General features: G+C 72.2%; 15 protein-coding genes. 8 read left to right on the top strand and 7 right to left on the bottom strand.

From position 1 onward, the window contains the following. Window positions 1–305 precede the first annotated feature (305 nt). The 3 genes from ACJ5H2_RS21050 to ACJ5H2_RS21040 all read right to left on the bottom strand — a co-directional run bounded on the left by ACJ5H2_RS21050 (window position 306) and on the right by ACJ5H2_RS21040 (window position 2514). On the bottom strand, window positions 306–920 hold the full coding sequence (locus ACJ5H2_RS21050) for an RNA polymerase sigma factor (protein ID WP_408899661.1): 615 nt from the start codon (window positions 918–920) through the stop codon (window positions 306–308). A gap of 119 nt (window positions 921–1039) precedes the next feature. Beyond that, window positions 1040–1771 carry a cache domain-containing protein gene (locus tag ACJ5H2_RS21045; RefSeq protein WP_408897392.1) on the bottom strand — a complete coding sequence of 244 codons (732 nt, stop codon included), beginning with the start codon at window positions 1769–1771 and terminating at the stop codon, window positions 1040–1042. Next, window positions 1771–2514: a FadR/GntR family transcriptional regulator gene (locus ACJ5H2_RS21040; RefSeq protein ID WP_408897391.1), complete on the bottom strand. Its 744-nt coding sequence runs from the start codon at window positions 2512–2514 to the stop codon at window positions 1771–1773. Before ACJ5H2_RS21040 ends, ACJ5H2_RS21045 begins: the two co-directional genes overlap by 1 nt. A 135-nt stretch (window positions 2515–2649) precedes the next feature. On the opposite strand from ACJ5H2_RS21040, the gene ACJ5H2_RS21035 reads away from it, so the two are divergent. The 6 genes from ACJ5H2_RS21035 to ACJ5H2_RS21010 all read left to right on the top strand — a co-directional run bounded on the left by ACJ5H2_RS21035 (window position 2650) and on the right by ACJ5H2_RS21010 (window position 8564). Beyond that, a complete protein-coding gene (locus ACJ5H2_RS21035) occupies window positions 2650–3729 on the top strand; it encodes an ABC transporter ATP-binding protein (RefSeq protein ID WP_408897390.1) in 1080 nt (359 codons plus the stop codon). 59 nt (window positions 3730–3788) lie between these two features. Next, complete coding sequence (locus ACJ5H2_RS21030; protein ID WP_408897389.1) at window positions 3789–4970, top strand: extracellular solute-binding protein; 1182 nt, start codon at window positions 3789–3791, stop codon at window positions 4968–4970. 2 nt (window positions 4971–4972) lie between these two features. Further along, window positions 4973–5896 carry an ABC transporter permease gene (locus ACJ5H2_RS21025; protein WP_408897388.1) on the top strand — a complete coding sequence of 308 codons (924 nt, stop codon included), beginning with the start codon at window positions 4973–4975 and terminating at the stop codon, window positions 5894–5896. Continuing rightward, window positions 5896–6696, top strand: a complete 801-nt coding sequence (locus ACJ5H2_RS21020; RefSeq protein ID WP_408897387.1) for an ABC transporter permease — start codon at window positions 5896–5898, stop codon at window positions 6694–6696. The genes ACJ5H2_RS21025 and ACJ5H2_RS21020 overlap by 1 nt, the downstream gene beginning before the upstream one ends. Before the next feature lie 71 nt (window positions 6697–6767). Then, window positions 6768–8111, top strand: a complete 1344-nt coding sequence (locus tag ACJ5H2_RS21015) for an NAD-dependent succinate-semialdehyde dehydrogenase (protein ID WP_408897386.1) — start codon at window positions 6768–6770, stop codon at window positions 8109–8111. 261 nt (window positions 8112–8372) lie between these two features. Next, window positions 8373–8564, top strand: a complete 192-nt coding sequence (locus ACJ5H2_RS21010) for a hypothetical protein (protein WP_408897385.1) — start codon at window positions 8373–8375, stop codon at window positions 8562–8564. Window positions 8565–8622: 58 nt separating this feature from the next. Here ACJ5H2_RS21010 and ACJ5H2_RS21005 read toward each other — a convergent pair whose 3' ends face one another. Beyond that, entirely contained in the window at window positions 8623–9021 is a 399-nt protein-coding gene (locus ACJ5H2_RS21005; protein WP_408897384.1) for a VOC family protein, read from the bottom strand. A 50-nt stretch (window positions 9022–9071) separates the two neighbouring features. Here ACJ5H2_RS21005 and ACJ5H2_RS21000 point away from each other — a divergent pair, with 50 nt between their 5' ends. Further along, window positions 9072–9953: a helix-turn-helix domain-containing protein gene (locus ACJ5H2_RS21000; protein WP_408897383.1), complete on the top strand. Its 882-nt coding sequence runs from the start codon at window positions 9072–9074 to the stop codon at window positions 9951–9953. On the opposite strand, the gene ACJ5H2_RS20995 is transcribed toward ACJ5H2_RS21000, so the two are convergent. From ACJ5H2_RS20995 to ACJ5H2_RS20985, 3 genes are read right to left on the bottom strand one after another with little or no spacing between them, the layout of a single operon-like run. Beyond that, window positions 9933–10403, bottom strand: a complete 471-nt coding sequence (locus ACJ5H2_RS20995; protein ID WP_408897382.1) for a GNAT family N-acetyltransferase — start codon at window positions 10401–10403, stop codon at window positions 9933–9935. The two genes, ACJ5H2_RS21000 and ACJ5H2_RS20995, sit on opposite strands and share 21 nt — an antisense overlap. Further along, window positions 10400–10900 carry an N-acetyltransferase family protein gene (locus tag ACJ5H2_RS20990; RefSeq protein ID WP_408897381.1) on the bottom strand — a complete coding sequence of 167 codons (501 nt, stop codon included), beginning with the start codon at window positions 10898–10900 and terminating at the stop codon, window positions 10400–10402. Before ACJ5H2_RS20990 ends, ACJ5H2_RS20995 begins: the two co-directional genes overlap by 4 nt. Next, window positions 10897–11508: a TetR/AcrR family transcriptional regulator gene (locus ACJ5H2_RS20985; protein WP_408897380.1), complete on the bottom strand. Its 612-nt coding sequence runs from the start codon at window positions 11506–11508 to the stop codon at window positions 10897–10899. The genes ACJ5H2_RS20990 and ACJ5H2_RS20985 overlap by 4 nt, the downstream gene beginning before the upstream one ends. A gap of 61 nt (window positions 11509–11569) precedes the next feature. Between ACJ5H2_RS20985 and ACJ5H2_RS20980 the strand changes: the two genes are divergently transcribed. Next, on the top strand, window positions 11570–12634 hold the full coding sequence (locus ACJ5H2_RS20980; protein ID WP_408897379.1) for an oxygenase MpaB family protein: 1065 nt from the start codon (window positions 11570–11572) through the stop codon (window positions 12632–12634). Window positions 12635–12680: the final 46 nt, after the last annotated feature.

Below are 12680 nucleotides of genomic sequence, written 5' to 3'. Positions count from 1 at the left end.
GCCCGCACCCGACGACCCTCCGCCGGGCCCGAACCGCATCGACGCCGACCCCGCGGGATGCGTGGCCGAGCTCCACGTCCATCCGTCCTCACCCGCCGCCGGCCCTGGCGCCAGCCAGGCGAGGACCGACCCCAGAAGGGCGAACAGCAGTGCACGACGACACCTCGACCTGGTCATGCGTGTGGGCCTCTCGCTCGGGCTTGCTCAGCCGTGTATCCGTCGAAGGCCGGAGCCCCCTTCGACTGACCGCCCAGGTCGGCTTTCCTTACGGCAGTCGGGCGTCCTGCGGCAGCCGGCGCGGCCGATCAGTCCGGGCAGACGGCGGCGGGCACGCCTGTCCCGCTGGGAGCGCGGTGGCTCCCGGCCAGCTTCTTCAGCGCCCGGTGGACGTTGACCGCGACCGTTCCGGGCTTCTTGTCCACGATCGTGGCGACCTCGGCCACTGACAGGCCGGCCACGACGCGCAGCATGACCATCTCGGCCTGGGGTGGGGGGAGGCTGGCGACCAGGCGGACGGCGGCCTCGGTGTCCACCCGCTCGAGGGCCGCGGCCTCGGCGCTGGGCGCCGTACCGATGTCGATGACCTCGGCGGTGGGCGTGCTGGGGCGGGCCGCGCGGGCGCGTCCGGCGTCGATCGCGCGGTGCCGGCCGAGGGTGAACAGCCAGGCGCGGAACTCCGAGGGGCCGCCGGAGAAGCGGGAGAGGTCGCGGATGACGTGCAGCCAGGTCTCGGCGGCGATGTCCTCGGCCGTGTCGCGGTCGCGCACGCGGAGATAGCGCAGCAGCGGGGGGTGGAGGAGGCGCCAGACCTCGGCGAACGCGCCCTCGTCGCCCTCGAGTGCCCGTGCCAGCGGCTCGCCGAGCGGATCGGCCCGCGGCACGCCGGGCAGGTCGACGGTGCGGTCGGGCTCCCGCACCATGCTCACCTCCGCGTCCTTCACCCCTTCAAGACGCAGCGGGAGCGCGATCGGTTGCGTGCGGCCTCGAAGCTGTTTCGAGCTTCGTGCCGACGAGACCGCGCGTCGTGTGCTCGGTCGGCTCAGTCCAGCGCGACGACGGCGAGCGGCAGGTCGCCGACCCGCTGGTCCTCGGGGAGCTCGTCGAAGGCGACACCCTCGAGCAGGTCGCCGCACAGGTGGCGGCCGCGGTTGCTGGAGAGGATCCGGCCGAAGCTGTTGACGACCGCGATCGGCAGCTGGCTGGCGCGCAGCGACGGCAGCAGCGCCTGCTCGGCGCTCTTGACCGCGATGTCGGCGCCGCCGACGCCGCAGAACAGGCCGCCGACCACCACCGGAACGGTGAAGGTCAGGGTGTACTCCTCGGTGCACAGGTAGTCGACGTACGGGCCGGTGACGTGCCGGCGCCCGGTCTCTCGCGGGACGACGAACCACGGCAGGTGCTCGTACTCGTAGAACCCGATCGCCTGCGGCTCGGAGTGGGTGACCAGGCGCTGGGGGCGGCCGTCGCCGTCGCGGGCGAACCACTCCAGCCACCACTCGGCGTCCTGGAGGATCCCGGGGGCGGCGACGAAGCCGGCTCCCTGGACGGGCTGGCGCAGGTCGCCGAGCGCGGGGACGAGGAGCGTCTCGACCGCACCGAGGTCGGTACGACGCGGGGCGCGCCTCTCGGCGAGGGCGCCGGCGACCGTCTCGGCGATCTGCTCGGCGAGCCCGAAGGCCTGCTCGGCGATTGCGGCGACCGCGGCGCGGACCGGGGCGGTGTCGGCGGGGGAGAGGCGGACGCTGCGGAGCGGGCCGGAGGGAGCGTTCATCAGGGGACCTCGCTGAGCTGGTAGTCGATGAGGCGGGCGGTGGAGTCGGCCACCCGCTGCTCGGCCGCCTCGCGGGCGGCGTGGGGGTCGCGCTCGGCGATCGCGTCGACGACGGCGCGGCAGCTGCGGACCATCTGGGCGTGGCTGTCGTCGTCGCCGAAGGCGAGCCACAGGAGGGTCCCGAACTCGGCCTGGAGGCTGACCTCCTCGTGGTAGAGCCGGGGGGACTGGGCGGCCGCGGCGACCTCGATGTGGAACTGGGCGTCGGCCCGGCGCCGGGCGTCGGGCTTCTCGGCGTGCGCGAGGGCGTCGGCCACGCGCTCCAGGCGGTCGATGTCGTCGGGGCTGGACCGGCGGGCGGCGAGTGCCGCGCTGGCGCCGCTGATCGCGGCGTACACGTCGCCGAGGTCGCGCAGCTCGCCCAGGCCCAGGCCGTCGAGGCGGCGGCGGGCGAGGTGGCTGACGCCGTTCTCGGGGGTGCGCACGAAGCTGCCGCCGCCGCGGCCGCGGCGGGTCTCGATCAGGCCCTCCGAGCGCAGCACGGAGAGCGCCTCGCGCACCGTGACGGTCGAGACGCCGAAGATGCCGGCGAGGTCGAGCTCGCCGGGCAGCTGCTCGGAGTCCGGGAGCAGGCCGAGGGCGATCGCGTCGGTCAGCCGCCGCACGACGAGCTCCGAGCGGCTCGACGACTCCAACGGCGAGAACACCGCTGCGGATGCGCGTCCGTAGAACGGCACGGCCACCGACCGACCTCCTGCTCCCTCGACATCGCACGGGTGCCGCGCGACTTTCCTCGACCATCTTGCCCGAAGGCCTTGTGCTTTGAACTGTGAAGTCATATCTTAACGCCAATCCGAACGTGACGAAAGGCACATCCGATGTCTCTCTCGACCAGCACAGCCGCCGAGGCGGTTGCCGTCGACCGCACCCCCGCGATCGCCATCCGCGGGCTGCGCAAGGCCTTCGGCGACGTCGTCGCGGTCGACGGCGTCGACCTCGACATCGCCGACGGCGAGTTCTTCTCGATGCTCGGCCCCTCGGGCTCGGGCAAGACCACCGTGCTGCGGCTCATCGCCGGCTTCGAGCAGGCCACCGCCGGGACCGTCGAGCTCGGCGGGGTCGACGTCACGCGCAGCGCGCCCTTCGAGCGCGACGTGCACACCGTCTTCCAGGACTACGCGCTCTTCCCGCACATGAGCGTCCTCGACAACGTGGCCTACGGCCTGCGGGTGCGCGGGCTCGGCAAGAAGGAGCGTCGGGAGCGGGCCCAGCAGGCGCTCGACACGGTCCGGCTCGGCCACCTCGGGGCCCGGCGGCCGGCCCAGCTCTCCGGCGGCCAGCGCCAGCGGGTGGCGCTCGCGCGCGCCATCGTGCTCGAGCCGCGCGTCCTGCTGCTCGACGAGCCGCTCGGCGCGCTCGACCTCAAGCTGCGCGAGCAGATGCAGGTCGAGCTCAAGCAGCTCCAGCGCGAGCTCGGGATCACCTTCGTCTTCGTCACCCACGACCAGGAGGAGGCGCTGACGCTCAGCGACCGGATCGCGGTCTTCGACGCCGGCCGCATCCAGCAGCTGGGGACGCCGCGGGAGATCTACGAGAACCCGACCTCGGCGTACGTCGCCGGCTTCGTCGGTACGACGAACCTCTTCGACGCGGCGACGTCCCAGCGGATCCTCGGCGTCGCCGCCGAGCATGCCGTGCGGCCCGAGCGGCTGCGGCTCTCGCCGGCCGGCGAGGGCGACGGCCCGGCCCGGCCCGACGAGATCCGGCTCGACGCGGTCGTCGTCGAGACCATCTACCTCGGCACCGGCAACCGCGTGCACCTGCGGACCTCCGACGGCGTCGAGCTGATCGCGCTCGAGCAGTCGACCGGCTCCCTCGACGCGCGCGAGCACCGCGGTGACGACGTCACCGTCCGGTTCGCTCGCGCGGACGTCGTCCCGCTCGCGGCCGGCGCCTGAGCCGCCGCACCCCCTGTGCTCCCACCCATCTGCCCCTCAACAGAAAGCGGAGAAACCCGATGAACCACTCCCTCCGGAAAGGCCGCGTGGCCACCGCCTGTCTGACCCTGCTCTCGGTCTCGGTGCTGAGCGCCTGCGGCAGCGGGGACGACGACAAGTCCACCGAGGCCGTCGAGAAGCTCGGCAAGACCGAGGGCCAGGTGTCGATCCTCGCGTGGCCCGGCTACGTCGAGGACGGCAGCAACGACCCGGCCGTCGACTGGGTCAGCGCGTTCGAGAAGGACACCGGCTGCGAGGTCACCAGCAAGGTCTACGGCACCTCGGACGAGGCGCTCAACCTCGCCAAGTCCGGCGAGTACGACGTCATCGCCGCCTCGGGCGACCTCTCGCTGCGCCTGATCGCCTCCGACGAGGCTCAGGAGATCAACACCGACCTGGTGCCGAACTACGAGAACGTCTACGACTTCCTCAAGGACACCGAGTGGAACTCGGTGGACGGCAAGAACTACGGCGTCCCGCACGGCTACGGCGCCAACCTGCTCATGTTCAACAAGAAGAACTTCGCGGAGCCGCCGACCTCGTGGGGCGCGGTGTTCGACAAGGAGCAGCTGGAGCGGAACAAGGGCAAGGTGACGGCGTACGACTCGCCGATCTACATCGCCGACGCCGCGCTCTACCTCATGAAGACCCAGCCCGAGCTGGGCATCGAGAACCCCTACGCCCTGGACCAGGAGCAGCTCGACGCCGCGGTCGCCCTCCTCAAGGAGCAGCGCAAGTACGTCGGGGAGTACTGGTCGGACTACCTGAAGGAGATCCAGGCCTTCGAGACGGGCGACTCGGTGGTCGGCACGACCTGGCAGGTCATCAAGAACAACATCAAGAACCCCGACGTCGACGTCACGCTGCCGACCGAGGGCGCCACCGCGTGGAACGACACCTGGATGCTCTCCTCGCAGGCGAAGAACCCCAACTGCGCCTACAAGTGGATGGACTACATCCTCAGCCCGGAGGCCAACGCGCAGGCGACCGAGTACTTCGGCGAGGCGCCCAACAGCCCGGAGGCGTGCGAGAAGACCACCGACCCGAAGCACTGCGAGACCTTCCACGCCGGTGACGAGGAGTACGCCCAGCAGCTGTGGTTCTGGCGTACGCCGATCAAGGACTGCCTGGACGGCCGCACCGACGTCGAGTGCACCGACTACGCGCAGTGGACCGAGGCCTGGACGGAGATCAAGGGCTGATCATGTCCGCCACGTCCACCTCGTCGAACGACACCCGGCCCGGCCGGTCCACCGACCCCGCTCTGCGGGGCCTGGTGGCCCGGCCGGGGTCCCGGCTGCTGCACCGCCTGGTGTGGCTGCGACTCTCGCTCCTGCTCTCCGCCCCGCTCGCCTGGATGCTCCTGGTGTACGTCGTCGCGCTGGTGGCTCTGCTGATCACCTCGCTGTGGTCGGTGGACAGCCTCAGCAGCGAGATCGACCGGACGTGGACGTTGGACAACTTCCGCACCCTCCTCGAGAGCGAGGTCTACCGCAACGTCACCGTCCGCACGCTCGCCGTCGCGGCCGCCGTGACCGTGGTCGACCTCGCCATCGCGCTCCCGATCGCGTTCTACATGGCGAAGGTCGCCTCGCCGCGCGCCCGCCGGATGCTGGTGGTCGCCGTGCTGACCCCGCTGTGGGCCAGCTACCTGGTCAAGGTCTTCTCCTGGCGGGTGGTCCTCTCCGAGGGCGGTCTCGCCGAGTGGAGCGGCCTCGGCTCGCCCGGGTACGGCCTGACCGCCGTCGTGATCACCCAGGCCTATCTCTGGCTGCCCTATGTCATCCTGCCGATCTTCGCCGCGCTGGAGCGGGTCCCCGACTCGCTGCTCGAGGCCGCCGGCGACCTGGGTGCCCCGACCGGCATGGTCGTGCGCTCGGTCGTGATGCCGCTGCTCGTGCCGGGCATCGTCGCAGGCGCGATCTTCAGCTTCTCGCTGACCATGGGCGACTACATCACCGTCAACATCGTCGGCGGCGCCAGCCAGATGCTCGGCAACCTGGTCTTCATCAACGCCGGCGCGGCCAACAACCTCCCGCTCGCCGCCGCCATCGCGATGATCCCGATCGTCGTGATGCTCGTGCTGCTGACCGCCATCCGTCGTACCGGAGCCCTGGAGAACCTCTGATGACGCTCAGCCCCCTCTCCCGCAAGGTGCTGGCCGGCCTGACCTTCGGCGTGCTGGCACTGATCTACCTGCCGCTGCTCGTGGTCGTCGCGAACTCGGTGAACCCGAGCCAGTCGATGACCTGGCCGCCCGACGGCGTCACCTTCGAGTGGTGGCGCCGGGCGGCGCACAGCGACGGCGCCCGCGAGGCGCTGGTGACGAGCCTGCAGGTCGCGGCGATCTCGACGCTGCTCGCGCTGGTCCTCGGCACGCTGCTCGCGCTCGCCCTGCAGCGCTACTCGTTCTTCGGCAAGAGCTCGGTCAACCTGCTGGTGATCCTGCCCATCGCGCTGCCGGGGGTCGTCACGGGCATCGCGCTGAACAACGGCTTCAAGGGCATCCTCGGCGTCGACCTGTCGATCTGGACGATCGTCGTCGCGCACGCGACCTTCTGCATCGTCACCGTGTTCAACAACGTGCAGGCCCGGCTGCGCCGGCTGGGCACCAGCCTCGAGGAGGCCTCCGCCGACCTCGGTGCCGGCGTGCTGACCACCTTCCGGCTGGTGACCCTGCCGCAGCTTCGCTCGGCCCTTCTCGCCGGTGGCATGCTGGCCTTCGCACTGAGCTTCGACGAGATCATCGTGACCACGTTCACCGCCGGCAACGGCGCCAACACCCTGCCGATCTGGATCCTGAACAACATGTTCCGGCCCAACCAGGCGCCCGTGGTGAACGTCGTCGCCGTGATCCTCATCGTGTTCTCCATCATCCCGGTCTGGCTGGCGCAGCGACTCTCCTCGGACGTCGAGGCCGCCCGCTAGGCCGCGGAGCCAGCACCACCCGCACCATCCCGCACCCGAACCCATCTGCCCGTGTCGAAGGAGACCCCCGCATGACCGAGTACGCCGTCCGCAATCCCGCCACCGGAGAGCTGGTCGAGACCTTCCCGACCGCCACCGACGCCGACATCGCGGCCGCCGTCGACGCCGCCGCCGCGGCGTACTCCTCCTGGGGGCGGACCTCCACCGTCGCCGAGCGCGCGGCGCTCGTCCGCCGGGTCGCCGAGCTGCATCGCGAGCGCATCGACGAGCTCGCCGCGGCGATCGTGGAGGAGATGGGCAAGCCGTTGAGCGACGCCGAGGGCGAGGTCGACTTCTCGGCGGCGATCTACGAGTTCTACGCCGACAACGCGGAGCGCTTCCTCGCCGACGAGCCCATCGAGCTCGGCGAGGGTGAGGGCAGCGCCGTGATCCGCCGCGCGCCCGTCGGCGTGCTGCTGGGGATCATGCCGTGGAACTTCCCCGTCTACCAGATCGCCCGCTTCGCCGGTCCCAACCTGGCGACCGGCAACACCATCGTGCTCAAGCACGCGCCGCAGTGCCCCCGGTCGGCGGCCCTGCAGGAGCAGATCTTCCGCGACGCCGGCTTCCCCGAGGGTGCCTACGTCAACGTCTACGCCACCAACGAGCAGGTCGCGGACATCATCGCCGACCCGCGCGTCCAGGGCGTCTCGCTGACCGGCTCCGAGCGCGCCGGCGCGGCGGTCGCCGAGATCGCCGGGCGCAACCTGAAGAAGGTCGTCCTCGAGCTGGGCGGCTCGGACCCGTTCATCGTGCTCTCCACCGACGACCTGGACGCCACGGTCGAGGCAGCCGTCTTCGCCCGCATGGACAACGCCGGCCAGGTCTGCAACGGCGGCAAGCGGTTCATCGTCGTCGACGGCCTGTACGACGAGTTCGTCGCCAAGTTCACCGAAGCCCTGCTCGCGGCGTCCGAGGGCTCTCCGCTCTCCTCCGTCGCGGCCGCGGACACCCTCGAGAAGCAGGTCGGCGAGGCCGTCGCCGGCGGCGCGCAGCTCGCCAGCGCCGGCGAGCGCAAGGGCGCCTTCTTCCCCAGCGGGGTGCTCTCGGACATCACCACGGACAACCCGGCCTACCGCCAGGAGCTGTTCGGCCCGGTCGCGATGGTCTTCCGGGCGGGCGACGAGGACGAGGCGGTCCGGATCGCCAACGACACGCCCTACGGCCTCGGCTCCTACGTCTTCTCCACCGACCCCGCGCAGGCCCAGCGGGTCGCCGACCAGATCGAGGCCGGCATGGTCTTCGTCAACGGCGTCGGCCTCGACGCCGCCGAGCTCCCCTTCGGCGGCGTCAAGCGCTCCGGCTTCGGTCGCGAGCTCGGCCGCTTCGGCATGGAGGAGTTCGTCAACAAGAAGCTGATCCGCATCGCCGGCTGACCCCGGTGGTTGAGCTGCGAGGAGCGCTAGCGACGAGCCTCGAAACCTCCGGGTCGAACACCCCTCGCCCCGCGACCCCACCTCACGCCTCGCCCACCCGGCGGACCGCCCGCGTCTCGCGGTCCGGTCCGCCGGTTGTGCCGATCGCGTTCCGGCGACGGCCGTCGCGGCGTACCGTGGAGCCTCGGGGCAGGTCCGGGACGCCCGCGTCATGGCGGCAGAGGCGTCGGATCGGCAAGCCGGCGCCGGAATGGGGGCCCGGTGCTGCGCTCGGTCAACCCCGGCCTCTGGGTCGAGGCGGTGGTCGTCGTCGTCCTCGGCCTCGGCTCCGTCGCCTGGTTCCTGCGCCGGCACCGGGCATCTCCCGGAGCCCGGGCGATGGTGCTGGAGATCTGCGTCGTGGCCGTGCTCGTCGTCGGCATCTACTTCCTGGTCGTGCGGCCCGAGCGCTGATGCCGAACGCCGGCCCCCGGCGCTGAGGCCGTGTGCGGTGTGCCGAGGCGGGCGCCGCTCACTCCTGCGGCGGGCAGAGGCAGAACGGGTGGCCGTCGGGATCGATCATCACCCGCCAGGCGCCGCCGACGCTGGCCGCGGGCTGGGTCGCCGCGACCGTCGCGCCCAGCGCGGTCGCGTGCGCGGTGGCGGCCTCGAGGTCGGGCACCCGGAAGTCGAGGTGGAACTGCTGGGGGTGCTCCTGACCGGGCCACTGCGGGCGGGCGTAGTCGGCGACGGTCTGGAAGTTGAAGGTGGCACCGAGGATCGACGCGGAGGCGTAGCCGTACTCCGGGTAGTCGCCGGTCACCTCGCCGCCGGTCAGGTCGGCGTAGAAGCGGGCCAGCGCGGCGGCGTCGGACGCGTCGATGGTGAAGGCGATGAGCTCGGTCAGGGGGCTGGCGACAGGAGTGGTCATGGGTCCACCTTCGCCGGCCACACCGACACCGTCTTGAAAGAATCCGACACATGCGCTGGCGCCCCGACGGACCCCTCGACGTGGTCGAGCCCGCGCAGCTGCGGGACGCGCGCGGGTTCAGTCCCTCGCTGCGACGCTACGCCCCGCCGCCGTGGCTCGGCGAGCTCGTGCGCCGCTTCTGGGTGCCCGTCTGGTCGCTGCCACCGGGACGGAGCTCGGTGCAGCGGGTGCTGCAGTACCCGGTGTGCCAGGTCGTCGTCGGCCCGGACCGGGCCGAGCTGGTCGGACCGCACACCGGCCTGACGACCGAGGAGCTGCGCGGCGACGGCTGGGTCGTCGGCGCGATGATGCAGCCGGCGGCCGGGCTGGCGCTCGCCGGGGGACCGGTCGCCGAGCTGGCCAACCTGCGTCGAGACCTCGCCACGGTCGCGGGGGTCGACGCCCCTGCGCTCGTCGCGGCGGTGCGCGGCGCGCTCGGCACGGATCCCGCCGAGATTGCCCGTCAGCAGGAGGCGTGCGCGCTCCTCGCGGAGGCTCTCGCCGTCCTCGTCCCGGTCGACGAGGAGGGCCGGCTGGTCAACGCCGTCGTGGAGTACGTCGAGGGTGCGCGGGAGGTGCAGCGGGTCTCCCAGGTGTGTGAGAAGTTCGGCATCGGGGAGCGGGCGCTCCAGCGGCTGACCCGCCGCAGGATCGGCCTCTCTCCGAAGTGGCTCGTCCAGCGCCGGCGTCTCCACGACGCCGCCGACCTGCTGCGCGCCGGCGAGCACGTCGACCTCGCGCGTGTCGCCGCCGACCTGGGCTATGCGGACCAGGCGCACTTCACCCGGGACTGGCGGGCGGTCACCGGCCTGACGCCGGGGGAGTTCGCCGCGGAGCCGACCGCGGACGGCGACGAGACCGCCCGGCCAGCGTCACGAGGGCCGGGGGCCTGAGAGGTCGACCTCGAGGCGCGGGAGCACCCGGCCGGGGACGGAGCCGGACGGGACGCCGCCCACCCGGCGCGCGCCGTGCGCGAGATAGAACGCCTCGGCGTTGGGGTCGGCGTCGAGGGTGAGCAGCCGGAAGCCGGCCCCCCTCGCCGCCTCGAGCTGATGGGTCAGGAGCGCGGCGCCGAGGCCGCGCCCGATCGCGACCGGGTCCACGAAGAGCATCCCCAGCTCGCCGACGGGCGGCGCGCCCTCCAGGGTCGCGAAGCCGTGGAGGTGGCCGTCGACCTCGGCCACGACGGTTCGGCGCTCGGCGAGCTCGTCGTCGCGCAGCGTGAGCTCATCGCGGCAGGCGTCGAGGAAGCCCGCGTCGTAGCCCCAGTGCGCCTTCGACCGGAGGGCCAGAGCCGACAGCAACGCGGCCTCGCCCGCGCGCGCCGGGCGCAGCCGCGTCATGCGAGATCGCGCAGGTAGCACAGCATGCGGCACTCGGCGCCCGGCTCGATGTTCGTGAAGCCGTGGCGCTCGTAGAAGCGCCGGGTGTCGACGTCGACCTCGTCGACGTTGATCAGCATCTCGATGGCGCCGCGCCGCTCGACCTCGGCGACCGCGTGGGTGAGCAGCGCGGTGCCGATCCCGCGGTCGCGCAGGTCCGGGACGACGTAGAGCTCCTCGAGCTGGGCCAGCGGCCCGTCGCCGTACGGCGTGGGGCGCAGGGTGAGATAGCCGAAGCCGGTCGCCGCGCCGGAGGCCGGGTCCTCGGCGAGCACCACCAGGACGTCCGGGCGGGCCAGCAGCGCCGTGAACCGGTCGCCGAAGTCGGCGGCGCTGGGCGTGGGCACCTCGAACTCGGTGTTGAAGTCGAAGAGCATCCCGCCGACGACGAAGGCGTCGGCGGGCGTGGCGAGGCGGGTCGGTGCCGCGGGCGGCGGGGTCGCGGGTTCGCTTGTCATGGCGTCCATGCTCCGATCATGGCGCGCGCGGTGGCGGCGAGGCGCTCGGCGCTGAACCGCTCGGGCTCGGCCAGGACGAGCCGGCCGAAGTGGTCGAGGATCGCGAGCACCGCGTGCGCCAGCACCTCCGCGTCGGCGTCCGCCGGTAGGACGGCGCCGATGAGGCCCTGGATGGTCCCGCGCACCCGGCTCCGGTCGGCCTCGATCCGCTGGCGGACCACCTCGGGCACGTTGGCCGGCGACTGCAGGATCGCGCGCCAGGTCACCGGGTCGGCGAGGACCATCGCGTGTAGTGCGGGGATGGCGCGCTCGACCAGCTCGAGGGGAGTGCTCGCGAGCGCGGTGAGCGGGAGCGCGCCGTAGAGCTGGGTGAGCGCCCGCTGCTGCTGGCGGTCGAGGAGGGCCGTCAGCAGCGGGCCGAGCCCGTCGTAGGCGCCGTACACGACCGGTCGCGTGACGCCCGCCTCGCGCGCGATCGCGTCGATCGAGACGCCGTCGTAGCCGTCGCGGTCGATGATCGTCAGCGCCGCGTCGAGCAGCTGCTCGCGGCGCTCGGGCATCGGCACCCGCGCGGCGTACGGCCGCCGTCTCCGGCTCTCCTCGGGCATGCGCCCACCTTAGGGACACCCGGGTCTTCCATTTACTACACATGTGTAGCATTCTGGCGCCATGGCGATCTCGAAGCACGCGCGCAGCGTCACCCCGGCCGAGGACTACGGCTTCTTCGGCCCCGACTCCGTGGCCTGGAAGGTCTGGGGCTATCCCACCTCGCTGACCATCGGGTTCAGCCGGGCCGTGGTGGTCGAGGAGCTCGACCCGCACCTGGTCGCGTCGGTCGACCACACCCAGGACATCTACCGGCGCCCCAAGACCCGGTACGACCGGACGGTCCACTACTTCGCACTGGTGACGTTCGGTGCGAGCCGCCCGACCGCCCGTGCGGCGGACGTCCTGGTCAAGGTGCACAGCAAGGCGATCGGCACCGAGCCCTACGCCGGTGACCGGTACGACGCCAACGACCCCGACTCCCAGCTGTGGATCCTCGTCACCGCCTGGCACTCGGTGCTCAAGGCCTACGAGATGTACGGACCGGGCCGGCTCTCCGCGGCCGAGGAGGCGCAGTACTGGGCCGAGTGTGCCCGGGCGGCCGAGCTGCAGACCTGCTCCCCGGACGACGTGCCGCGCTCGCGGGCCGAGCTGCACGCCTACTACGAGCGGATGCGGCCGGTCATGTCCGGCTCGCCGATCGCCCGCCGGGCGATGGCGCACCTGATGGACATCAGCCAGCTCGCCGACGAGGTCCCGGCCGTGCTCCGCCCGGCGCGGTGGCTGGTCGGGTGGTTCTTCCGGGCCGGCGTCATCGCCACGCTCCCGCACTGGATGCGCGAGATGGCCGACATGCCGCAGTCGCGTGCGGTGGACCTGCTGGTCCGCCCCGTGCTGCGGGCCACCTTCGCGGCGCTGTCGCCGAGCAAGCGGCTGCAGCTGCGGATCCTGGGACTGCTCTCGCCCAGCACGGTCCCGGTCGTGGCGCCGGTCCTGCTCGGCGTACCGCCGACGAGCCCGGAGGTGCTGACCCCGGCGCAGGCCCGGGGGCGCTACGGCTACGACCGCCCCGCCGAGGCCCACCTGGAGTGGCGGGCCCGGCAGCGCGAGCGCGTGTTCGGTCGCGGGGAGCGGCCGAGCGACGAGGGACTCGTCGAGTCGGAGCCGGTCCTGGGTCGCCTGGCCTGACACAGTGGTCCTGCCGTTCCCGGCCGTCCCCTCGCGTCCGCACCAC

Source organism: Nocardioides pymetrozini (assembly GCF_046058985.1).
Taxonomy (GTDB): domain Bacteria; phylum Actinomycetota; class Actinomycetes; order Propionibacteriales; family Nocardioidaceae; genus Nocardioides.
The sequence above is the reverse complement of the archived record's forward strand: the minus strand, read 5'-3'. Positions and strand labels throughout refer to the sequence as shown.